The sequence below is a fragment of the Phycicoccus mangrovi genome, from assembly GCF_018729305.1.
GTDB classification, from domain to species: Bacteria; Actinomycetota; Actinomycetes; order Actinomycetales; family Dermatophilaceae; genus Phycicoccus; species Phycicoccus jejuensis.
This window is the reverse complement of the sequence record NZ_JAHHWP010000004.1, coordinates 204,314-224,124: the sequence shown is the minus strand read 5'-3', so window position 1 is coordinate 224,124 and position 19,811 is coordinate 204,314. Positions and strand designations below refer to the sequence as shown.

24 protein-coding genes are annotated in these 19,811 nt (G+C 75.1%); 7 read left to right on the top strand and 17 right to left on the bottom strand.

Annotated features, from left to right (window positions below; genetic code table 11):
- Positions 1–25 precede the first annotated feature (25 nt).
- From dprA to KMZ30_RS02145, 3 genes are read right to left on the bottom strand one after another with little or no spacing between them, the layout of a single operon-like run.
- A complete protein-coding gene (dprA, locus tag KMZ30_RS02155) occupies positions 26–1,162 on the bottom strand; it encodes a DNA-processing protein DprA (RefSeq protein ID WP_215511186.1) in 1,137 nt (378 codons plus the stop codon).
- Positions 1,159–2,700 (bottom strand): YifB family Mg chelatase-like AAA ATPase, encoded by a 1,542-nt coding sequence (locus KMZ30_RS02150; RefSeq protein WP_215511185.1) that lies wholly within the window; start codon positions 2,698–2,700, stop codon positions 1,159–1,161. Before KMZ30_RS02150 ends, dprA begins: the two co-directional genes overlap by 4 nt.
- A complete protein-coding gene (locus KMZ30_RS02145; protein WP_215511184.1) occupies positions 2,697–3,089 on the bottom strand; it encodes a YraN family protein in 393 nt (130 codons plus the stop codon). The genes KMZ30_RS02150 and KMZ30_RS02145 overlap by 4 nt, the downstream gene beginning before the upstream one ends.
- Before the next feature lie 176 nt (positions 3,090–3,265).
- Between KMZ30_RS02145 and KMZ30_RS02140 the strand changes: the two genes are divergently transcribed.
- Complete coding sequence (locus KMZ30_RS02140) at positions 3,266–4,648, top strand: NAD-dependent succinate-semialdehyde dehydrogenase (RefSeq protein WP_215511183.1); 1,383 nt, start codon at positions 3,266–3,268, stop codon at positions 4,646–4,648.
- 16 nt (positions 4,649–4,664) lie between these two features.
- Here KMZ30_RS02140 and KMZ30_RS02135 read toward each other — a convergent pair whose 3' ends face one another.
- Genes KMZ30_RS02135 through rplS form a run of 5 tightly spaced genes read right to left on the bottom strand, consistent with a single transcriptional unit; the run spans position 4,665 to position 7,264 of the window.
- Positions 4,665–4,979 carry a DUF2469 domain-containing protein gene (locus KMZ30_RS02135; protein ID WP_030527975.1) on the bottom strand — a complete coding sequence of 105 codons (315 nt, stop codon included), beginning with the start codon at positions 4,977–4,979 and terminating at the stop codon, positions 4,665–4,667.
- Complete coding sequence (gene rnhB, locus KMZ30_RS02130; RefSeq protein WP_215511182.1) at positions 4,976–5,716, bottom strand: ribonuclease HII; 741 nt, start codon at positions 5,714–5,716, stop codon at positions 4,976–4,978. The genes KMZ30_RS02135 and rnhB overlap by 4 nt, the downstream gene beginning before the upstream one ends.
- Positions 5,713–6,477, bottom strand: coding sequence for a signal peptidase I (lepB, locus tag KMZ30_RS02125; RefSeq protein WP_308279527.1), 765 nt, complete (start codon positions 6,475–6,477; stop codon positions 5,713–5,715). Before lepB ends, rnhB begins: the two co-directional genes overlap by 4 nt.
- On the bottom strand, positions 6,474–6,848 hold the full coding sequence (locus KMZ30_RS02120) for a S26 family signal peptidase (protein WP_215511181.1): 375 nt from the start codon (positions 6,846–6,848) through the stop codon (positions 6,474–6,476). Before KMZ30_RS02120 ends, lepB begins: the two co-directional genes overlap by 4 nt.
- Before the next feature lie 56 nt (positions 6,849–6,904).
- Complete coding sequence (gene rplS / locus KMZ30_RS02115) at positions 6,905–7,264, bottom strand: 50S ribosomal protein L19 (RefSeq protein ID WP_215511180.1); 360 nt, start codon at positions 7,262–7,264, stop codon at positions 6,905–6,907.
- A 226-nt stretch (positions 7,265–7,490) separates the two neighbouring features.
- Between rplS and KMZ30_RS02110 the strand changes: the two genes are divergently transcribed.
- A complete protein-coding gene (locus tag KMZ30_RS02110; protein ID WP_215511179.1) occupies positions 7,491–8,249 on the top strand; it encodes an ABC transporter permease in 759 nt (252 codons plus the stop codon).
- 3 nt (positions 8,250–8,252) lie between these two features.
- On the opposite strand, the gene trmD is transcribed toward KMZ30_RS02110, so the two are convergent.
- The 5 genes from trmD to KMZ30_RS02085 form a co-directional block, all read right to left on the bottom strand.
- The gene (gene trmD / locus KMZ30_RS02105) at positions 8,253–9,476 is read right to left on the bottom strand and encodes a tRNA (guanosine(37)-N1)-methyltransferase TrmD (RefSeq protein ID WP_215511178.1); all 1,224 of its coding nucleotides are present in this window, start codon (positions 9,474–9,476) and stop codon (positions 8,253–8,255) included.
- Positions 9,477–9,482: 6 nt separating this feature from the next.
- The gene (gene rimM, locus KMZ30_RS02100; RefSeq protein WP_215511177.1) at positions 9,483–10,022 is read right to left on the bottom strand and encodes a ribosome maturation factor RimM; all 540 of its coding nucleotides are present in this window, start codon (positions 10,020–10,022) and stop codon (positions 9,483–9,485) included.
- 94 nt (positions 10,023–10,116) lie between these two features.
- Entirely contained in the window at positions 10,117–10,359 is a 243-nt protein-coding gene (locus KMZ30_RS02095) for an RNA-binding protein (protein WP_030527967.1), read from the bottom strand.
- A gap of 2 nt (positions 10,360–10,361) precedes the next feature.
- Positions 10,362–10,826, bottom strand: coding sequence for a 30S ribosomal protein S16 (rpsP, locus tag KMZ30_RS02090; RefSeq protein ID WP_215511176.1), 465 nt, complete (start codon positions 10,824–10,826; stop codon positions 10,362–10,364).
- Between the two features lie 180 nt (positions 10,827–11,006).
- Positions 11,007–11,441 carry a MarR family winged helix-turn-helix transcriptional regulator gene (locus KMZ30_RS02085; RefSeq protein ID WP_226901534.1) on the bottom strand — a complete coding sequence of 145 codons (435 nt, stop codon included), beginning with the start codon at positions 11,439–11,441 and terminating at the stop codon, positions 11,007–11,009.
- A gap of 74 nt (positions 11,442–11,515) precedes the next feature.
- Here KMZ30_RS02085 and KMZ30_RS02080 point away from each other — a divergent pair, with 74 nt between their 5' ends.
- Both KMZ30_RS02080 and KMZ30_RS02075 read left to right on the top strand, forming a co-directional pair.
- Positions 11,516–12,208: a maleylpyruvate isomerase family mycothiol-dependent enzyme gene (locus KMZ30_RS02080; protein WP_215511175.1), complete on the top strand. Its 693-nt coding sequence runs from the start codon at positions 11,516–11,518 to the stop codon at positions 12,206–12,208.
- 2 nt (positions 12,209–12,210) lie between these two features.
- Positions 12,211–12,654 carry an SRPBCC family protein gene (locus KMZ30_RS02075; protein ID WP_215511174.1) on the top strand — a complete coding sequence of 148 codons (444 nt, stop codon included), beginning with the start codon at positions 12,211–12,213 and terminating at the stop codon, positions 12,652–12,654.
- 25 nt (positions 12,655–12,679) lie between these two features.
- Here KMZ30_RS02075 and KMZ30_RS02070 read toward each other — a convergent pair whose 3' ends face one another.
- Complete coding sequence (locus KMZ30_RS02070) at positions 12,680–13,141, bottom strand: RrF2 family transcriptional regulator (RefSeq protein WP_215511173.1); 462 nt, start codon at positions 13,139–13,141, stop codon at positions 12,680–12,682.
- A 122-nt stretch (positions 13,142–13,263) separates the two neighbouring features.
- Between KMZ30_RS02070 and KMZ30_RS02065 the strand changes: the two genes are divergently transcribed.
- Positions 13,264–14,217 carry a sulfite exporter TauE/SafE family protein gene (locus KMZ30_RS02065; RefSeq protein ID WP_215511172.1) on the top strand — a complete coding sequence of 318 codons (954 nt, stop codon included), beginning with the start codon at positions 13,264–13,266 and terminating at the stop codon, positions 14,215–14,217.
- 7 nt (positions 14,218–14,224) lie between these two features.
- Here the strand turns inward: KMZ30_RS02065 and KMZ30_RS02060 are convergent, their stop codons facing one another.
- Positions 14,225–15,310: an amidohydrolase family protein gene (locus KMZ30_RS02060; protein WP_215511171.1), complete on the bottom strand. Its 1,086-nt coding sequence runs from the start codon at positions 15,308–15,310 to the stop codon at positions 14,225–14,227.
- Positions 15,311–15,396: 86 nt separating this feature from the next.
- On the opposite strand from KMZ30_RS02060, the gene KMZ30_RS02055 reads away from it, so the two are divergent.
- The gene (locus tag KMZ30_RS02055) at positions 15,397–15,969 is read left to right on the top strand and encodes a winged helix-turn-helix domain-containing protein (RefSeq protein WP_215519844.1); all 573 of its coding nucleotides are present in this window, start codon (positions 15,397–15,399) and stop codon (positions 15,967–15,969) included.
- A 2-nt stretch (positions 15,970–15,971) separates the two neighbouring features.
- Entirely contained in the window at positions 15,972–17,255 is a 1,284-nt protein-coding gene (locus tag KMZ30_RS02050) for an MFS transporter (RefSeq protein ID WP_215511169.1), read from the top strand.
- Here the strand turns inward: KMZ30_RS02050 and KMZ30_RS02045 are convergent.
- Positions 17,245–18,060 (bottom strand): alpha/beta fold hydrolase, encoded by an 816-nt coding sequence (locus KMZ30_RS02045; RefSeq protein ID WP_215511168.1) that lies wholly within the window; start codon positions 18,058–18,060, stop codon positions 17,245–17,247. The genes KMZ30_RS02050 and KMZ30_RS02045 overlap by 11 nt on opposite strands.
- Positions 18,057–19,652, bottom strand: coding sequence for a signal recognition particle protein (gene ffh, locus KMZ30_RS02040; protein ID WP_215511167.1), 1,596 nt, complete (start codon positions 19,650–19,652; stop codon positions 18,057–18,059). Before ffh ends, KMZ30_RS02045 begins: the two co-directional genes overlap by 4 nt.
- Positions 19,653–19,811 lie beyond the last annotated feature (159 nt).

The following is a 19,811-nucleotide window of genomic DNA, read 5'->3' as shown; positions in this document are numbered from 1 at the left end:
TCCACGCAGGAACCCGGGCACGTCGTCATCCGGTCCTCGGGACGGCCGCGCCGGCCGCGGTCTTGCGCCAGCGGCCATCGGCCTGCTCCAGCAGCCCCAGCACCTCGAGCACCGCGAGCGCCGCCGGGAGGCGGACCGGGTCGGTGCCGGAGAGCGCGGCGAGGCGCTCCGGGGGGAACCACCGCCGCAGGGGCGCCGCCGCCCAGACGGCGTACTCGGTCGGGTCGAGCGCGTCGGTGGGCCGCGGCTCGGCCCGCCGGGGTGCGCCGAGGTCCTCGCCGATGCGTCCGGCGAGCTCGACCACGTCGGCGACGTCGGTGACGAGGACGGCCCCGGTCTCGCGGACGAGCTCGTGGCAGCCGGCGGACGTCGGGCTGGTCACGGGGCCGGGGACCGCCCCGACGGGCCGCACGAGGTCACGGGCCTCGCGCGCCGTCGAGAGGGAGCCCGACCGCAGCCCGGCCTCGACGACGACCGTGGCCCGCGCGAGGGCGGCGATGACCCGGTTGCGGGCGAGGAAACGGCCGCGCAGCGGCTCGGCCCCGGGCGGTACCTCGCCGACGACCGCACCCGTCGCGGCGACCGCGCCGATGAGGCGCTCGTGCGCTCGCGGGTAGGCACGGTCGAGACCACAGGCGAGCACGGCGACGGTGTCACCCTCGGCGGCGAGCGCCCCGCGGTGGGCCGCCGCGTCGATGCCGAAGGCCGCGCCGCTCACCACGGTCCACCCGCGGCCGGCGAGGCCCTCACCGAGCTCGGCGGCCACCCGCAGGCCGTAGGCGGTCGCCGTCCGGGAGCCGACGACCGCCACTGACCGCTCGGTGAGGGCGGCGACGTCGGCGGCCCCCCGGACGTACAGGCAGAAGGGCGGGGACGAGAGCCGGTCCAGGGCGGTCGGCCACTCCGGGTCGCCCGGGACGAGCACCCGGAGGCCCGCCGCCGAGACCGCCGCCGCCAGCCCGGGCAGGTCAAGACCCGGCACCCTGACGTAGACCTCGCCGCCTGCCTCGGCCCGGCGCTCGCGGATGGCGGCGAGCGCCTCCGCACCGCCCTCCTCCGCGACCGTCCGCACGGTGGGCCCGTGCTTGGGCTCGACGAGGTAGGACAGCGCCACCCGCGCCCAGCGTTCGTCGCGCTCCAGCGGCGACACGCGCCCGGTCATGCCGCCGTCCCCTCGGCGCGGCGCAGCTGGAGCCCGAGCGCGACGTCCTCGCGCCCGGGGGTGGTGCGTCCCGCGAGGTCGGCGGCGGACCACGCCACCCGGAGGACCCGGTCGTACCCCCGCAGGCTGAGCCCGCCGGTGTCGAGCGCCCGGTCGATGACGGCGGTGACCGACGGGCCGAGGCGGTAGGGCGCCCGGCGCAGGACGTGGCCGGGCACGAGGCCGTTGACGCTCCAGCCGGCCCCCCGCCAGCGCTCGGCCTCGGCGCCGCGGGCGGCGAGGACCCGGGCCGCGACGACCGCGCTGGTCTCCCCCGCCTCGTCGCCGAACGCCGCGGGGCGCACCGGCGGCACGTGGACGCGCAGGTCGACCCGGTCCAGCAACGGACCGGACAGCTTGGTCGTGTACCCGCGCAGGTCGTGGGCGCTGCACCGGCACTCGGTGCCCTTGCCGAAGGCCATCCCGCACGGGCACGGGTTGGCGGCGAGGACGAGCAGGAACCGCGCCGGGTAGCGCACGAGGGCCTTGGCCCGGGCGATGACGACCTCCCCGCTCTCGAGCGGCTGGCGCAGCGTCTGGAGCACCGAGGACCGGAACTCGGGCGCCTCGTCGAGGAAGAGGACGCCGTGGTGCGCGCGCGAGACCGCGCCGGGCAGGACGACCCCGGATCCCCCGCCGGCGAGCGCGGCGGTGGAGGTGCTGTGGTGCGGCGCGACGAAGGGCGGGGTCCGGTCCAGGCGCGTCACCTCGCCGACCGGGGCGACGAGGCTGCGCACCGCGTGCACCTCGAGCGCCTCCTCGCGCCCCAGCCGGGGCAGGACGGTGACGAGGCGCTCGGCGAGCATCGTCTTGCCGACCCCCGGGGGTCCGGTCATCAGCAGGTGGTGCCCGCCGGTCGCCGCGAGCTCGAGCGCGACGCGGGCCTCGGGCTGGCCGACGACGTCGGCGAGGTCCGGCCGTCGGCGGGGCTCGTCGTCGGTGTCGGGCGCCCGCTCGGCCACCGGCAGGCCGCCGGGTGTCGGCTCGCGGTACCACCGGACGACCTCCTCGAGGGTGCGCGCACCGTGGACGACGACCCGGTCGACGAGCTGCGCCTCGGCGACGTTCTCGACGGGGACGACGACGTGACGCACCCCGCGGCGAGCGGCCTCGAGCAGGGCCGGCAGCACACCGCGCACCCCGCGGAGCCGGCCGTCGAGCGAGAGCTCACCGAGGTGCACGACCGGCTCCACCGCCGCGCGCGGGAGCACCCCGGACGCCGCGAGCACCGCCACGGCGATGCCGAGGTCGAAGCCCGAGCCCCGCTTGGGCACCGACGCCGGGGACAGGTTGACCGTGACGCGGTGCGGTGGGACGGGGAAGCCGGCCGTCGCCGCGGCCGCCCGCACGCGGTCGGGTGCCTGGGCGCAGGCGGTGTCGGGGAGGCCACCGACCGTGAAGCCCGGCAGGCCGGCCGCGACGTGGGCCTCGACGTCGACCAGGGTGCCGTCGAGCCCGCTCAGGGCGACCGACCGCGTGCGCCCGAGCCCGAAGGTCACGACCCCACCCCGACGACGTGCCGCACCCGCGGAGCCTCCCCCGGCCGGCAGAGCACCCCGACGACGTCGACCCGGACGCGTTCGGCCCCGGGGTGCGCCCGTGCGTAGACCGCCGCGAGCCGACGCAGGCGCAGCGCCTTGGCCACGGTCACCGCCTCGACCGGGTCGCCGAACCCGGTGCCGCGCCGGGTCTTGACCTCGCAGATGACGAGGCACCGCCCGTCGAGCACGACGAGGTCGACCTCCCCGTGCTCGCAGCGCCAGTTGCGCTCGATCACGCGCATCCCCCGTTCCTCGAGGTAGCGCGCGGCGAGGTCCTCCCCGTAGCGGCCGAGCCCGCGGCGGGGGTCGGGCGGACGGGTGGGCGGTGCGTGGTCCGGCGTCGTCATGCGGCCAGCCAAGCCCGCCCGGCCGGCGCCCCGACAGCCCCCGGCGCAGATCTGTGGACGACGACCGCGCACCGGCCCGCCTGTGGACGAACGCCCCCGGCCGTCCGGACGGGGGCAGGTGTCGCCGGCGCGTGCCAGCATCGGGACGTGCCCGCCCGCGAGACCAGGAGCAGCCCGTGACCGCCTACCGCGTCGTCGACCCCACGCGCAACGAGCTCCTCGCCGAGCACCCCACGGCGACCGACGCCGAGGTCGGGGCCGCGCTCGACCGCTCGCACACGGCGCAGCGCGCCTGGCGGGCGGTCCCGGTGCAGGAGCGGGCGGCCGTCGTCCGCCGCGCCGGCGAGCTGTTCGCCGAGCGACGCGACGCCCTCGCCGCGCTCGTGACCCGCGAGATGGGCAAGCGCACCGGCGAGGCGAAGGGCGAGCTCTCGCTCGTGGCCGACATCTGCGCCTACTACGCGGACGACGGCCCGGCGATGCTCGCCGACGAGCCCCTGAGCCCGCGCCGCGGCGGCCGCGCGCACCTGCGCCACGAGCCGGTCGGCCCGCTGCTCGGGGTCATGCCGTGGAACTTCCCCTACTACCAGGCGGTGCGGCTGGCCGCGCCGAACCTCGTCGCCGGCAACACGATCCTGCTCAAGCCCGCCCCGCAGTGCCCCGAGTCGGCCCTCGCCGCCGCGCAGGTGTGGCACGACGCGGGCCTGCCCGACGGCTGCTACGAGGTGCTGCTCGCCACCGACGAGCAGGTCGCCGACCTCGTCGCCGACCCCCGGGTCGCCGGGGTCTCCGTCACCGGCAGCGAGCGCGCCGGGTCGGCCGTCGCGGCGCAGGCCGGGCGCCACCTCACGAAGGTCGTCCTCGAGCTCGGCGGCTCCGACCCCTTCGTCGTCCTCGCGGACGCCGACCTCGACCGCGCCGTCAAGCACGCCGTCCTGGGCCGGATGCAGAACTGCGGCCAGGCGTGCAACGCCGCCAAGCGGATCCTCGTCGTGGACGAGGTCCACGACGCGTTCCTCGAGCGCTTCGCTGCCGCCGTCGCCGCCCTGCGCCCCGGCGACCCGACGGACCCCGACACGACCCTCGCCCCGATGGCCTCGGAGGCCGCGGCGACCACCCTCGTCGAGCAGGTGCAGGACGCCCTCGACCGCGGCGCCACCGCGGTCGTCGGCGGCGCCGAACGCCCCGACCGCCCCGGCGCGTGGGTCACGCCGACCGTCCTCACCGGGGTCACGCCGGGGATGCGCGCCTTCGACGAGGAGCTCTTCGGCCCGGTCGCCGTCGTCCACCGGGTCGCCGACGCCGACGCCGCGGTCGAGCTCGCCAACGCCTCACCCTTCGGCCTCGGCGGGGCGGTGTTCGGCACCGACCCGGACGCCGTGGCCGACGTCGTCGCGCGTCTCGAGACCGGGATGGTGTGGGTCAACTCGATGCAGGGCTCGATGGCCGACCTGCCGTTCGGCGGCACCAAGCGCTCCGGTGTCGGGCGCGAGCTCGGGACGCTCGGCATCCGCGAGTTCGTCAACACCAAGCTCGTCCACGAGCCCGGCGCGCGGTGACCCGCGGCGGCAGGCCTTAGAACTCGCCCTTCGGCAGCTCGAGCTCGGACTTGGCGAGCTCCTCGACGTTGACGTCCTTGAAGGTGACGACGCGGACGGTCTTGGCGAAGCGCGCCGGCCGGTAGATGTCCCAGACCCACGCGTCGTGCATCGTCACGTCGAAGAACACCTCGCCGCCGTCGGAGCGCACCTTCACGTCGACGCTGTTGCAGAGGTAGAAGCGCCGCTCGGTCTCGACGACGTGGCTGAAGAGCCCGACGACGTCGCGGTACTCGCGGTAGAGCGCCAGCTCGGCTTCGCTCTCGTACTTCTCGAGGTCCTCCGAGCTCATCGCTCCCCCACGCTCGTCAGCTTCGTCCCGGTCACCGGGCCATCATCGTCCATCGTGCCGGGCAGCCGCCACGAGCGTCGGTGCCACACCGAGGGACCGTGCGCGCGCAGGGCCTCGAGGTGGTCCGGGGCGGCGTAGCCCTTGTTGCCGACCCAGCCGTACGCGGCGTGCTCGCCGTCCTCGGCGCCGAGGTCGACCATGATGCGGTCGCGCGTCACCTTGGCGAGGACGGAGGCGGCGGCGACCGACGAGCAGCGCAGGTCGGCCTTGACCATCGTCGTGACCGGCGGGGTCGCGACCGGCTCGTCGTGGCCGAAGGCGAACAGCCCGACGTCCTCGGGGGCGGTCAGCCAGTCGTGGTTGCCGTCGAGGATGACGAGGTCGGGACGAACGCCGCACTGCGCGAGCGCCCGCGTCCCGGCCAGGCGCAGCGCCGCGATGATGCCGACCTCGTCGATCTCGGCCGCGCTCGCGTGCCCGACAGCGTGGCACAGGGCCCACCTCTCGATGCGCGGGACCATCGCCTCGCGGACGTGCGGCTGCAGCAGCTTGGAGTCGCGCACGCCCTGCGGGGCGCTGCGACACGTCTCGTCGATGACGACGACCCCGACCGTGACGGGCCCCGCGAGCGCGCCGCGGCCGACCTCGTCCATCCCGGCGAGGACGCGGTGCCCGTCGCGCTGCAGCTGACGCTCGACCCGCAGGCTGGGCTTCTTCGAGGACGGGGTGGGGCTCACGAGCCGGACGGCCGGGCGGGGACGCCCGAGAAGGCCTGCGGGAAGTCGGAGAGCCAGTCCAGGCGCGAGAACGGCCAGACGATGCCGACGGCGCGGCCGGTGATCCGGCTGATCGGCACCGAGCCGTCGCTGCCGTCACCGGACTCGTCGTGGTAGCGGGAGTCCTCGCTGTCGGAGCGGTGGTCACCCATGACCCAGACGTGTCCCGCGGGCACCGTGATGTCGAAGGTGATCGAGCTGGCGACGTCCCCCTGCTTGAGGTACGGCTCGTCGACGGCCTTGCCGTTGATGCTCAGCTGCCGCTGGGCCGTGCAGCAGACGACGCGGTCGCCCGGCAGCCCGATGACGCGCTTGATGAGGTGGTCCTCGGACTCGCTGGGCAGCAGCCCGACGAAGACGAGCGCGTCGTGGACGGTCCCGGACACGCCGGTGCGGGGGACGGCCGGGGTCTCGCCGAGCCAGCCGCCCGGGTCCTCGAAGACGACGACGTCACCGTGCTTCAGGTCGAACGGCCCGGGCGTCAGCTTGGAGACGACGACGCGGTCGCCGACGAGGAGGGTGTCCTCCATCGAGCCGGAGGGGATGAAGAAGGCCTGGAGCAGCCACGTCTTGACGACGAACGAGAGCACCATCGCCATGACGAGGACGAGGGCGACCTCCTTGACGGCCGCGCCGACGACGCCGGCCGTCGAACGGTGCCGCTCGGGCTGCGGGGTCGGGGGCACCGGGTTCTCGCCGCGCGTGGTCTCGGGCGCGGTCACGGGGCGACCGGCAGCGTAGAGACGGACCCCATCCGGTCCAGCGGCCAGAACCGCCAGAGCACGGTCCCCACGACGTCGGACCCGGTGCCGGCGAGGTCGGTCGACGGCACGAGCCGCAGCCCCCCGTCGACGTCGACGAGCCCGAGCTCACCGGCGTCGACGTGGTGGTCGGTCTTGAGGACGAGCACGCGGTCTCCTGGCTCGAGGGTGGGGGTGTAGCCGGCGGTCGGGACGTGGTAGCTCTCGAGGAGCAGACCGCGCACGAGGGCGCCGACGAGGACGGCGGTGACGAGGACGACGAGCACCCCGGGACGCCACGACCCGGTGCGCGCCGTGGCGGGCACCGGGTCGGTGGCGGTCGGGGCAGTCACTCGCCCGAGGGTAGTCCTCGTGGGTGTGAGCCGCGCCCGGGTGGTCGGCTCGCGTCTCAGGCGTTGGCCGGGGTCTCGCGCTTCTCGCGGATCTTGGCGGCCTTGCCGCGCAGCTCGCGCAGGTAGTACAGCTTCGCGCGACGGACGTCACCGCGGGTGACGACCTCGATCTTGTCGATGATCGGGGTGTGGAGCGGGAAGGTCCGCTCGACGCCGACACCGAAGGAGACCTTGCGGACGGTGAAGGTCTCGCCGACGCCGCCGCCGTGGCGACGGATGACGACGCCCTTGTAGACCTGGATGCGCGAGCGGGTGCCCTCGACGACCTTCACGTGAACGTTGACCGTGTCACCGGCGCGGAACTCCGGGATGTCGGCCTTGAGCGACGCGCGGTCGAGCTCGTCGAAACGCTGCATGGTGGATCCGTTCTCGCGGGCTGCCACAGGTCATCCGCGTGCTGTCGGTACTGCTTCTCGCTGACGGGTGCGTCACCACCCGGCCGCATGCCGCTGCTCGGACCGGGGTCCGGGGCACTCCCCCTGTGGCGGGGGCCGACGGTGTGGGGTGACGCAGCGGTCCAGTCTGCCAGAGGACGACGGGTCCGGAGAAATCCGCCGATCCGCGCGGCCCTAGGCTTCCGGGGTGACGATCGACCCCGGCCTCCCCGTCGCCCTCGCCGTCGTCCTGCTCCTCGCCGTGACGGTGGGAGGCTACGTCGTCGGACGCCTGCCCCGCCCCGCCTCCCCGGTGCTCGCGATGGCCCGCGCGATCGGCCAGCTCGGGCTCGCCGCGCTCGTCATCACCGCCGTCGTCCGCTCCCTCGCCCTGTCGGTGGTCCTGCTCTGCGTGATGTTCACGATCGCCGTCGTGACGACCGTGCGGCGGGTCGAGGCGACGCGCGCCTGGCCGTGGGCGACCGTGGCGATGCTCGCCGGCCTCCTGCCCGTGGTCGTCGTCGTGCTCGCGACGCGGACGGTCCCGCCGACCGGGCTGGCGCTCGTGCCGGTCGTCGGGATCATCGCGGGCAACACGATGAACGGGCACACGCTGACCTGCCGGCGGGCCTTCGCCGCGCTGCGCGAGGAGCACGGGCAGTACGAGGCCGGGCTGTCGCTCGGCCTGACCCGGGCCCAGGCGGTCGAGGAGGTCGTGCACCGGCGCATCCCCGAGGCGCTCGTCCCGGGGCTCGACCAGGTCCGCACCGCGGGCGTCGTCACCCTGCCGGGCGCGTTCATCGGCGTCCTGCTCGGCGGCGGCACCCCGGCGCAGGCGGCCGCGGCGCAGGTGCTGGTCCTCGTCGGCATCATGGCGGCGCAGACGGTGACCGCCGTCGTCGCCGAGCGGCTCATCGGCCGGGCGCTGCTCCTGCCGGACGACCTGCGGGCGTCGCTGCGCCCGTGACGGTCAGCGACCTGCCGGGCGGCGCTTCGTGAGGTCGACCGTGCCCGGGAACGAGCCCTCGCCCGGCAGCAGCCGGTAGCCCGCGCGCTTGTAGCGCCGGATGTTGGCCTCGCTGACCCGGCCGGTGTTGATCCAGAACGTCGAGACCGGCTGCGGCGCACCGGCTTCCGCGAGCGCCAGCAGGTCGCGCCCGAGGCCGCGCCCCTGGAGGTCCGGGGCGACCATGAGCCGTCCGGTCTCCCAGACCGTCGGGTCACCGGGGCGCACGCGTCCGCGGACCGACCCGACGAGCCGGCCGGACCCGTCGAGCGAGGGCACCCGCGCCACCCAGGTCGTCCACTCGCCGAGGCCCCGCACCACGTCCTCGAGGGTCTCCTCGAGCGGCGGGATGTGCCACGAGCCCGAGATGCGTCCCTCCTGCATCCAGCAGGCGCGCTGGAGGACGAGCAGCTCGGGGGCGTCGGCCGGGACGGCGGGGCGCACGTCGAGGTCGTCGAGGCCGCCGACGGCGGCGGCGGGGGCCACGAGGTCCGGACGCCGCGCGACGGTGCGGGCCACCCGCTGCTCGTGGCGCCAGCGGGCGATGGCCGCGTGGTCGCCCGAGAGCAGCACCGGCGGCACCTCGCGGGTCGTGCCGCCGTCCTGCCAGACCGCGGGCCGGGTGTAGACGGGGTACTCGAGCAGGCCGCCCTCGTGCGACTCCTCGACGAGCGACTCGGCGTTGCCGACGACGCCCGGCAGGAGGCGCGCGACGGCCTCGACGACGGCGAGCACCGCCACCTCTCCCCCGTTGAGGACGTAGTCGCCGAGCGAGACGACGGTGACGCGCATCCGCTCCGCCGCGTGCTCGTAGACGCGCTCGTCGAGCCCCTCGTAGCGGCCGCAGGCGAAGGCCAGCCACGGCTCCGCCGCGAGCTCGTGGGCCATCGCCTGCGTGAAGGGGACGCCGCCCGGCCCGGGGACGAGCAGGTGCGGCACGGGGGCGACGCCGCTCGCCCCGGTGGCCACGACGTGGTCGAGCGCCCCGGCCCACGGCTCGGGCTTCATGACCATCCCGGCGCCGCCGCCGAACGGGCTGTCGTCGACGGTGCGGTGCCGGTCGTGGGCGAAGTCGCGCAGGTCGTGGACGTGCAGGTCGAGCAGCCCGTCGCGCCGCGCCTTGCCGATGAGCGAGAGGTCGAGCGGCGCGAGGTACTCGGGGAAGATCGAGACGACGTCGAGGCGCACCGGGGGTCAGTCCTCGAGGTCGAACAGGCCGCCCGGCGCGTCGACGACGACGCGGCCGCCCGCGACGTCGACCTCGGGCACGAGCGCCGCGACGAACGGCACCTCGCCGGTGCGTCCGTCGTCCAGGCGCACCGCGAGCCGGTCCTGGGCGGCGCCGATGACGAGCCCGGTCACCTCGCCGACCCGCTCGCCGGCCGGCGTGTGGACCGCGAGCCCGACGAGCTCGGCCTCGGTGAAGAGGTCCTCGTCGTCCTCGTCGGCGATCTCGGGGGCGTCCGCGTCGAGGACGAGCCGGGTGCCGCGCAGGCCCTCGGCGCCGGTGCGGTCGGGGACCTCCTCGAAGGCCACCAGCCAGATGCCGTTGTGCACGCGGGTCGAGCGCACGGTGAGGGCCCGCGGGACCCCCGAGCCGGCCTCGGCCTCGGTCGCGAGGACGGCGCCGACCGCGAGGCGCAGCTCGGGCTCGTCGGTGTGCAGGCGGACGGTGACCTCACCGCGCAGGCCGTGCGGCTTGCCGATCCGGGCGACGACGGTGGACTCGCTCACGCGGACATCCTCTCGGGGACTGGAGGGAACGGGGGGAACGACGGACGGCGGGGCACCCCGGTGTGGGGCGCCCCGCCGTCACGGGTGACGCGGGTCAGCGGACCCGGTCGGTGTCGACGATGTCGATGCGGACCGGCTTGCCGCCGGCGAGGGCACCGAGGACGGTGCGCAGCGCGCTGGCGGTGCGGCCGGAGCGACCGATGACGCGGCCGAGGTCGTCGGGGTGCACGCGCACCTCGAGGACCTCGCCACGGCGCAGGTCACGACGGCGGACCTGCACCTCGTCCTTGTGGTCGACGATGCCGGTCACGAGGTGCTCGAGAGCCTCCTCGAGCACGGTCAGGCCTTGTCGGCGGACGCGTCGGCGTCGGCGTCCGTGGACTCCGCCGCAGCGGTGCTGCCCTCGGTGTCGGCGGCGACGGGGGCCTCGTCGGCCTTCTTCGCGGCGGCCTTCTTGCGCGGGGTGGTGGCGGCGCCACCGTCGGCCTCGGCCTTGCCCGCGGCGGCGACGGCCGCCTCGTAGAGGTCCTTCTTCGAGGTCTTGGGCTCGGCGACCTTGAGGGTGCCGTCCTTGTAGTGCTTGAGGAGGGCGGCGACGGCCTCGGTCGGCTGGGCGCCCTGGGCGACCCAGTAGTCCGCGCGCTCCATGTCGATCTCGATGAGCGACGGCTCCTGGTTGGGGTCGTACTTGCCGATCTCCTCGATCGCCCGACCGTCGCGCTTGGTGCGCGAGTCCATGACGACGACGCGGTAGATGGCGGTGCGGATCTTGCCCATCCGCTTGAGACGAATCTTGACGGCCACGGTGGCGGTCCCACTTTCGGTTCGTGGACGCGGCGAGACCGCACGATCTGCGTGCGGGGAGCCGACGCCCGGTGTGTAGGCGTCCGGTCCAGGGCCACACGAGAGGGGCGGGCCCGGACGGGTACAGCGGTCCAGTCTGCCAGAGCGCGCGCCCGCGGCCGAATCGGCCCGCGCGCGGGGTCAGCGGTAGGGGTCGGTGACCTCGCGCAGCAGCTCGAGCGCCTCGCGCAGCCGGGCCGTCCGCCGGGGTCCGAGATGGGCCGCCCACTCCTGCTCGATACGCGCTTCCTCCGCGCGCGCGAGCGGGACGAGGCCCTCGCCGCGCCCGGTCAGGCGCACGAGGCGCGCCCGGCCGTCCGCGGGGTCGCGGACGCGCTCGACGTAGCCGGCGCGCTCGAGCTTGTCGACGAGGGCGGTGGCCGTCTGCTTGGCGACCTGCGCACGGTCGGCGAGCACGCTGAGGCGCGTCCCCCCGGGGTCGACGCCCATGAGCAGGCGGGCCTGCGCCACGGTGACGTCGTCGTGGCCGGCCGCGTGGACCGCCTCGAGCACGCGCGAGATCGCGGCGCGGGAGGCGATGAACATCAGCAGGCTGGTCGGCAGCTCCTCCGGCATCCGGCCCCTTCACATGGTCCGATGATCGAACTATATTGGTTCGTCTGTAGGACCATCCTAGACGGAGGTACCCGATGACGGCCGCCGAGCTGGACGCCCTCTGGCAGGGCGTCGACGACCAGCGCGAGCGCACCGTCGCCCTGCTCGAGGGCCTCGCCCCCGAGCAGTGGGACACCCCGTCCCTGTGCGAGGGATGGACGGTGCGCGACGTCGCGGCCCACCTGACCCTCCAGGCGCAGACACTCGGCGACCTGCTCGCACTCCTGGCCCGTCATCCGCGGACGTGGCGCCACCCCGGGCTCAACGGCACGATCCGCGAGTCGGCGCGTGTCGTCGCCGCCGAGCTGACGACCGACGAGGTGGTGACGCGCATCCGCGCGGGCATCGGGTCGCGCCGGTACAACGCCTTCGTCACGCCGCTCGAGACGCTCACCGACGCGCTCGTGCACGGCCAGGACGTCGCGGTCCCCCTCGGGCTGCCGCTGGACCTGCGACCCGGCCCCGGCGCCCTGGCCGCGACGCGCCGGTGGGACACGCGACGGTCGTGGCTGGCCTCCGTCAACCGACGCCTCCCGCTCGACGGCCACCGCCTGCGCGCGACCGACGTCGAGTGGGTGCGCGGCGACGGGCCCGAGGTCGCCGGCCCGGTCGGGGCGCTGCTCCTGCTGCTGACCGGGCGCCCGGCCGCCCTCGACCGCCTGGCCGGCGACGGCGCGGAGGCCTTGCGCGCCCGCCTTCGACCCGCCCCCTCCGCCCCGGCCGGCTGACCGTGCGGATCGACCTGCGCACGTCGGCCTCCCCCGAGCAGGTCCGACGCGCCTTCACCGACTTCTCCGACCGCCGGCTGCGCACCTGGCACCGCACGCTCGACCCCGCCACCTACGAGCTGCGGGGCGAGGGAGCCGACTGTGCCGAGGCCCGGGAGAGCAGCCCGCGGTCACCGGTGTGGGTCGTGTGCCGCTACGACTGGTCCGATCCCGACGTCGTGCGCTGGACGGTCACCGACGCGAGCTACGGAGGCGGCGGGGACGGCTGGGTGCGGGCCACCCCCGACGTCGCGGGGGGCAGCCGGGTGCGCGCCGGCTGGACCTCGACCGACGTCAGGCGCCAGCGCGTCGTCATCCTCCTGGTCCACCACACCCCGCTGCACCGCCTGGTCCAGCGGCAGTGGGGCGCCACCCTCGACGAGTACGCCGCCCGCGAGCGCGGCTGACGCGCCCGCGGCCGAATCGGCCCGGTCAGCGGCTCTCCCACGCGTCGGGCAGCTCGGCCATGGCGCGCACGTGCTCGGGCAGGCGTCCCTCGAGGACCTGGTCCAGCGTCGTCTCGTCGAGGACCCGGCGCAGAGCGGCCCGCGCCGCCACCCACACCGTCGCGAGGTGCTCGGCGGAGCCCTCGTAGTGCGTCTCGTGCGGCCGCTGCCCCCGCACCTCGGCGAGCGGGCCGTCGACGGTGCGCAGCACCTCCCCCAGCGTGATCTCGGCCGGGGGGCGGGCGAGGAGGTAGCCGCCGGAGCTGCCGCGCCGGCTCGAGACGAACCCCGCGCGGCGCAGGTCGCCGAGGATCGCCTCGAGGAACTTGGCCGGGACACCGGCCCGCCGCGCGAGCTCGTCGGACGGGTGGGCCCGGTCCGCCGTCGGGTCCTCGGCGAGCACGAGGAGGGCACGGACGGCGTAGTCGGCGCGGGCGGAGATGTCCACGCCGTCATCCTTCCACCCGGGCGCCACCGGTCCGGGTTCCGGGAAACCCTTGCGCGCCGTGCCCCCTCATCCCTATATTCCCTACTTATCCGCTAGGTTTCATCTATTCGCAGGGGGTCGCCGTGCGGCGTCTCGTTCTCCTCGCCCTCGTCGGTCTGGGCGCCCAGCTCGTCGACGGGTCGCTCGGCATGGCGTACGGGGTCACCTCGACGACCCTGCTGCTCGCCATCGGCACCAACCCCGCCGCGGCGTCCGCGACCGTCCACCTCGCCGAGATCGGCACGACGCTCGCCTCCGGCGCCTCGCACTGGAAGTTCGGCAACGTCGACTGGCGGGTCGTCCTGAAGATCGGCATCCCGGGCGCGGTCGGCGCCTTCGCCGGCGCGACCTTCCTCTCCAGCCTCGACACCTCCGTCGCGGCGCCGGTCATGTCGCTCATCCTCCTGACGCTCGGCGTTTATGTGCTCGTCCGCTTCACCGTCAAGGGCCTGCGCAAGGACCGCCTCGGCCACCCGCTGCGCTCGCGCTTCCTCGCGCCGCTCGGCCTCGTCGCCGGCTTCGTCGACTCCACCGGCGGCGGTGGCTGGGGCCCGGTCGGCACGCCCGCGATCCTCGCGAGCGGCCGCCTCGAGCCCCGCAAGGTCGTCGGCTCGATCGACACGAGCGAGTTCCTCGTCTCCGTCGCCGCGAGCCTCGGCTTCCTCCTCGCCCTGGGGTCGGAGGACATCGACTTCGCCTGGGTCCTCGCCCTGCTTGCGGGCGGTCTCGTCGCGGCGCCCATCGCCGCGTGGCTCGTGCGGCACGTGCCGCCGCGCGTCCTGGGCTCGGCCGTCGGCGGCGTCATCGTCCTCACCAACACCCGGACGATCCTCAAGAGCGACTGGGTCGACGCGTCCGAGGGCACCCGCTGGGCCGTGTACGCCGTCCTCTACCTCGTGTGGGCCGCGGCCGTCGCCTGGTCGCTGCGGGCGCACCGCGCCGAGCGGGCCGAGGAGGCGCGGCTGGACCGCGAGCTCGACCGCGACCTGGCCGACCTCGAGGACGCGACGGACCCCGAGGCCGCCCCGCGCGGCTGAGGCCCGCTCAGCCGACGACGGACCCGCGGAGCACGACGGCCACGGGGTGCCCCAGCACCCCGACGTCGGCCCGCGGGTCCTCGGCGTAGACGACGAGGTCGGCCTCGGCCCCCTCCTCCAGCCCGGGCCGATCGAGCCACGCGCGGGCCGACCAGGTCGCGGCGTCGACGGCGTCGAGCGCCGAGAACCCGCAGCGGGTCAGCCGCTCCACCTCCTGGCCGGCGAGGCCGTGGGGCAGCGATCCGCCGGCGTCGGTGCCGACGTAGACCGGCACGCCGGCCTCGTGCGCAGCCGCGACCGTCTCGTACCGGCGGGCGTGGAGGTCGAGCATGTGCCGGTGGTAGTCGGGGAACTTCTCGCGGGCCGGCGCGGCGATCTGGGGGAAGGTGTCGATGTTGACGAGCGTCGGCACGATCGCGATGCCCCGCCGGGCGAAGGCGTCGATGCTCTCGGGGACGAGCCCGGTCGCGTGCTCGATGCAGTCGGTGCCCGCGGCGGCGAAGTCGTGCAGGCTCTGCTCGCCGAAGCAGTGCGCCGTGACCCGGGCGCCCTCCTCGTGGGCCGCGGCCACCGCCTCGGTGAGGACGTCGACCGGCCAGCACGGCGTGAGGTCGCCCGCCTCGCGGTCGATCCAGTCGCCGACGAGCTTCACCCATCCGTCGCCGGCGCGCGCCTCGAGCCGGACGCGCTCGACCAGCTCGTCGGGCTCGACCTCCCACGCGAAGTTGCGGATGTAGCGCCGCGTGCGGGCGATGTGCCGCCCCGCGCGGATGATCCGCGGCAGGTCGGCACGGTCGTCGACCCAGCGGGTGTCGCTCGGCGAGCCGGCGTCCCGGATGAGCAGCGTCCCGGCGTCGCGGTCGGTCGTGGCCTGCGCCTCGGCCGTCACGGCGTCCGTCGCGCCGGTGGCGACGAGGCCGACGTGGCAGTGGGCGTCGACGAGGCCGGGCAGCACCCATCCCGCGATCGTCGTGACGTCGTGGTCCCCCGCCGGGCGCTCGAAGGTGAGCCGGCCGCCGAGCACCCACGCCTCGGGCCGCTCCTCCTCGCGGCCGACGAGGACGGGTCCCGTGAGGTGCAGCACCGATGCCATGCGCCGACCCTAGCCAACGCGCAACGTCCGTTGACGTGAGAGAACTCTCTCGATACGGTCCTCTCAGATCAGGGAGGAGGCCGGGCATGGCCAACGCGTACGACGACCTCGAGCTCGACGCCCGCGGGATGCGGGCCCTCGCCCACCCGGTGCGCGTCCGCCTCCTCGGCGAGCTGCAGCGCCACGGCCCCTCGACGGCGACCCGCCTCTCCCCCACCGTCGGCGCGACGCCGTCGGTCACGAGCTGGCACCTGCGCCACCTCGCCGAGCACGGGATGGTCCGCGACGCGGTGGTGCCGGGGTCCGGGCGCGAGCGCTGGTGGGAGGCCGCGAGCCGGGGCTACCGGCTGACCGCCGACGGCCCCGGCGCCCTGGAGGCCGGCCGCGCCCTCGCCCGCGTCGTCGAGGAGGTCGAGGGCGACGTCGTCGGTGACTGGCACCGCGACACCGAGCCCGCCCTGCCCCTCGCGTGGCAGGAGGTCGCCGGGCGCTCGAGCACCCGCGTGCTCGTCACCCGCGAGGAGCTCGTGGCGCTCGAGGCCGCCTGGGAGGAGCTGCTCGCGCCCTACGTCCACCGCAAGACCGACCCCTCCTCCGCCTCCGACGACGCCCGCCTCGTCCACGTCCTGCGGCACGTGATGCCCGAGCGCGACGGCTGAGCATGACCGGCGCCCCGCCCCTCGCACCGACCGCCCCGCTCTGGCGCGGCCGGCGGTTCGCCACCGCGTGGGGGGCGCAGACGGTGTCCGAGCTCGGCGACCGCGTCTCGGAGCTGGCCGTCCCGCTCGTCGCGGTCACCGTCCTCGACGAGAGCGCCTCGCGGGTCGCCCTGCTCACGGCGGTCGTCTGGCTCCCCAACCTCCTGGCGCTGCTCGTCGGCACCTGGGTCGACCGGCGGCCCCGGCCCCGCGCGCTGCTCGTCACCGCCGACCTGGCCCGCGCACTCGTCGTCCTCACCGTCCCGGTCGCCGCCGCGCTGGGGGCGCTGACCTTCGGCCACCTCCTCGCCGTCGCCCTGCTGCTCGGCGCGTGGTCGACCCTCTTCCGTTCCGCCTGGCAGCCGTTCTTCGTCGCGCTCGTGCCCCGCGAGCGCTACGTCGAGGCCAACGGGCACTTCGCCGCGACCCGCTCGGGCTCGTTCGTCGCCGGGCCGGCGCTGGGCGGCGGCCTCGTCCAGCTGCTCACCGCTCCGTACGCGCTCGTCGTCGACGGCCTCTCCTTCCTCGCCTCCGCGGGCCTGTTGCGCACCGCCGACGTGCCCGACCGCGAGCCCGCCCCGGACGACGGCTCGTCGCTCCGCCGGCGCGTGGTCGACGGGATGCGGTACGTCTGGCGCGACCCGATCCTCGCCCCGCTGCTGCGCTGCGTCTCGTGGGTCAACCTCTTCACCTTCGTCGTGCAGGCCCTGCTCGTGGTCTTCGCCAGCCGCGAGCTCGGGCTGTCCGCCGGCACGATCGGGCTGGCCCTCGGGCTCGGCGCCTCGGGCGGGCTGCTCGGCGCGGTCGTCGCGGGACGGGTCTCGCGCCGCCTCGGGATCGGTCGCACCGGCGTCGTCGGGCTGCTGCTCTTCACGGTGCCGACCTCCGCGCTGGTCCTGGCCGACGGGTCGGACCTCGCGAAGGCGTCGGTGCTCGCCGCGGTCGAGGCGGTGACCGGCTTCGGCGTGATGCTCTTCGACGTCAACGTCAACGCGGTGATGGTGGCGTCCATCCCGGACGCCGTCCGTGCCCGGGTCCAGGGCGCCTTCACGACCGTCAACTACGGCGTGCGGCCCCTCGGGGCGCTGCTCGGCGGCGCGCTCGCCGGGCTCGTCGGGACGGGACCGGCCATCGCCCTGGCGGCCCTCGTCGCGGCGCTGGCCGTCCTCTGGCTCGTCGGCAGCCCGGTGCTGCGCGTCCGGAGCATCGACGACGTGCCGGACCCGGACCCGGCCGTCAGGGGCTGACGGAGCGGACGACGCGGCGCAGCGTCTCGACGACGACCTGCGGCGCGTCGGTGTGCACCCAGTGGGCGGCGCCCTTGACCGTCACGAGGCGCACCTTCGGGAAGTGCGCGCGCATCCCCGGGACGTCGTCGGGACGGACGTACCCGGACTCGGAGCCGGCCAGCCAGACGACGGGGCCGTCCCACACCGCGTCCCCGAGGTCCGGGAAGTCGGCGATGAGCGAGGCGCTCCCCCGCTCGGCGTCGGCGCGCACGAGCGCGAGGTTGGCCTGCCACGACCAGTCGCTGCCGTGCCGCCGCAGGTTCTGCAGGAGGAAGGCCTTGACACCGGGGTCGGGCTCGCGGAAGCGCACCTCGGCGTCCGCACGGCTGGTCAGCTCGGCGAGCGGCAGGGCGTGCATCTCGTCGATGTAGCCCCGGAAGCGGTCGAGGTCGCCGTAGCCCTTCGGGGCGATGTCGACGACGACGAGGCTCGCGAGCAGCTCGGGGTGCCGCAGCGCGAGGACCATCGAGACCTTGCCGCCGAGGCTGTGGCCGACGACGACCCAGCGCTCCCCCGGCGCGGCCTCGGCGAGGGTCGCCGCGACGGCCGCCGCGTAGCCCTCGTAGGAGAACTCCTCGCTCCACGGCGAGCGCCCGTGGTCGGGCAGGTCGACGAGCAGGCAGCGCGCCCCCGTGCCGTCCGGGCCGGCGAGGGCCTTGGCGATCTGGGTCCAGTTGCGGCCCTGGCCGAAGAGCCCGTGGAGGAACGCGACCCGCGGGCCGTCGGTGCCGACCGCGAGCGTGTTCAGGCCGGCGGTGGTCACTTCCCGAGGAACTTGTCGAAGCCCTTCGGCAGGTTCGCCGGGTCGAACGCGGCGGGGTCGAGGTCGCCGCCGCCGCCGAAGCTCGCGCCCGAGGGCGGGGCCTGCGCGGCCTTCTGCGCCGCGGCGCGCTCCTCGGCCGCCCGCTTGGCCGGGTTGCCCGACTTGGACTTCTTGCGCTGCGGCGCCTGCTGGCGGCCGCGCTTGCCGGGGCCGGAGCCCATCCCGGGCATGCCGGGGATGCCGCCGCCCTTCGCGAGCTGCTTCATCATCTTCTGCGCCTCGCCGAAGCGCTCGAGCAGCTGGTTGACCTCGGACGTGGTGACGCCCGAGCCCTTGGCGATGCGGGCGCGGCGCGAGCCGTTGATCTGCTTGGGGTGGTTGCGCTCGAACGGGGTCATCGAGCGGACCATCGCCTCGACCCGGTCGAACTCGCGCTCGTCGAAGGCGTCGAGCTGGGCCTTCATCTGGCCCATCCCCGGCATCATCCCGAGGATCGACTTGAGGGACCCCATCTTCTTGATGGCGGCCATCTGCTGGAGGAAGTCGTCGAACGTGAAGTCCTCGGCCGCGAGGAACTTGCGCTCCATCTCGGCGGCCTGGGTGCGGTCGAACGCCTTCTCGGCCTGCTCGATGAGGGTGAGGACGTCACCCATGTCGAGGATGCGCGAGGCCATCCGGTCGGGGTGGAAGACCTCGAAGTCCTTGGTGTTCTCACCGGTCGAGGCGAACATGATCGGCCGGCCGGTGACCGACGCGACCGAGAGCGCCGCGCCACCGCGGGCGTCGCCGTCGAGCTTGGAGAGGACGACCCCGGTGAAGTCGACGCCCTCGAGGAAGGCCTCGGCGGTCTCGACGGCCGCCTGGCCGATCATCGCGTCGATGACGAAGAGGACCTCGTCGGGCTGGATCGCCGCGCGGATGTCGGCGGCCTGCTGCATGAGGTCGGCGTCGACGGCGAGGCGGCCCGCGGTGTCGACGATGACGACGTCGTGCTGGCGGGCGCGGGCCTCGGCGATGCCGTCGCGCGATACTCGGACCGGGTCGCCGTGCGAGCGGGTGCCCTCGATGTCGCCGCCGACGACGTCGTGGCCGGCGATGTTGCCGCGCTCGGGCGCGTAGACCGGCACGCCGGCGCGCTGGCCGACGACCTCGAGCTGGGTGACGGCGTTCGGGCGCTGGAGGTCGGCCGCGACGAGCATCGGGGTGTGCCCCTGCTCCTTAAGCCAGAAGGCGAGCTTGCCCGCGAGGGTCGTCTTGCCCGAGCCCTGGAGGCCGGCGAGCATGATGACGGTCGGCGGCTGCTTGGCGAAGCGGATGCTGCGCGTCTCGCCGCCGAGGATGCCGACGAGCTCCTCGTTGACGATCTTGACGACCTGCTGCGCCGGGTTGAGCGCCTCGCTCACCTCCGCCCCGAGGGCGCGCTCGCGCACGCTGCCGGTGAAGGCCTTGACGACCGGCAGGGCGACGTCGGCGTCGAGGAGCGCGAGGCGGATGTCGCGCACCGTCCTGTTGACGTCGGACTCGCTGAGGCGGCCCTTGGTCCGCAGGTTGCGGAAGGTCTCGGTCAGGCGGTCGGACAGGCTCGTGAACACCGGCACAGCCTAACGACTGGTGGACGCCCCGCCGGACCGAGACCCGCGCCACCAGGGCCCGCACCCCCGAGACCTCACGCGTATCGGGTCACCCGATACGACCGCGCTTCACCCGACAACGGTACTCGGGGAAAGCGCAGCGGTATCGGGTCACCCGAT

Coding starts and splice junctions, on each gene's coding strand:
- dprA (WP_215511186.1), bottom strand. CDS start 1,162: ATGACCGGGCGCGTGTCGCCGCTGGAGCGCGACGAACGCTGGGCGCGG.
- KMZ30_RS02145 (WP_215511184.1), bottom strand. CDS start 3,089: ATGACGACGCCGGACCACGCACCGCCCACCCGTCCGCCCGACCCCCGC.
- KMZ30_RS02135 (WP_030527975.1), bottom strand. CDS start 4,979: ATGAGCTCGGAGGACCTCGAGAAGTACGAGAGCGAAGCCGAGCTGGCG.
- rplS (WP_215511180.1), bottom strand. CDS start 7,264: ATGCAGCGTTTCGACGAGCTCGACCGCGCGTCGCTCAAGGCCGACATC.
- KMZ30_RS02085 (WP_226901534.1), bottom strand. CDS start 11,441: ATGCCGGAGGAGCTGCCGACCAGCCTGCTGATGTTCATCGCCTCCCGC.
- KMZ30_RS02080 (WP_215511175.1), top strand. CDS start 11,516: ATGACGGCCGCCGAGCTGGACGCCCTCTGGCAGGGCGTCGACGACCAG.
- KMZ30_RS02060 (WP_215511171.1), bottom strand. CDS start 15,310: ATGGCATCGGTGCTGCACCTCACGGGACCCGTCCTCGTCGGCCGCGAG.
- KMZ30_RS02055 (WP_215519844.1), top strand. CDS start 15,397: ATGGCCAACGCGTACGACGACCTCGAGCTCGACGCCCGCGGGATGCGG.
- KMZ30_RS02050 (WP_215511169.1), top strand. CDS start 15,972: ATGACCGGCGCCCCGCCCCTCGCACCGACCGCCCCGCTCTGGCGCGGC.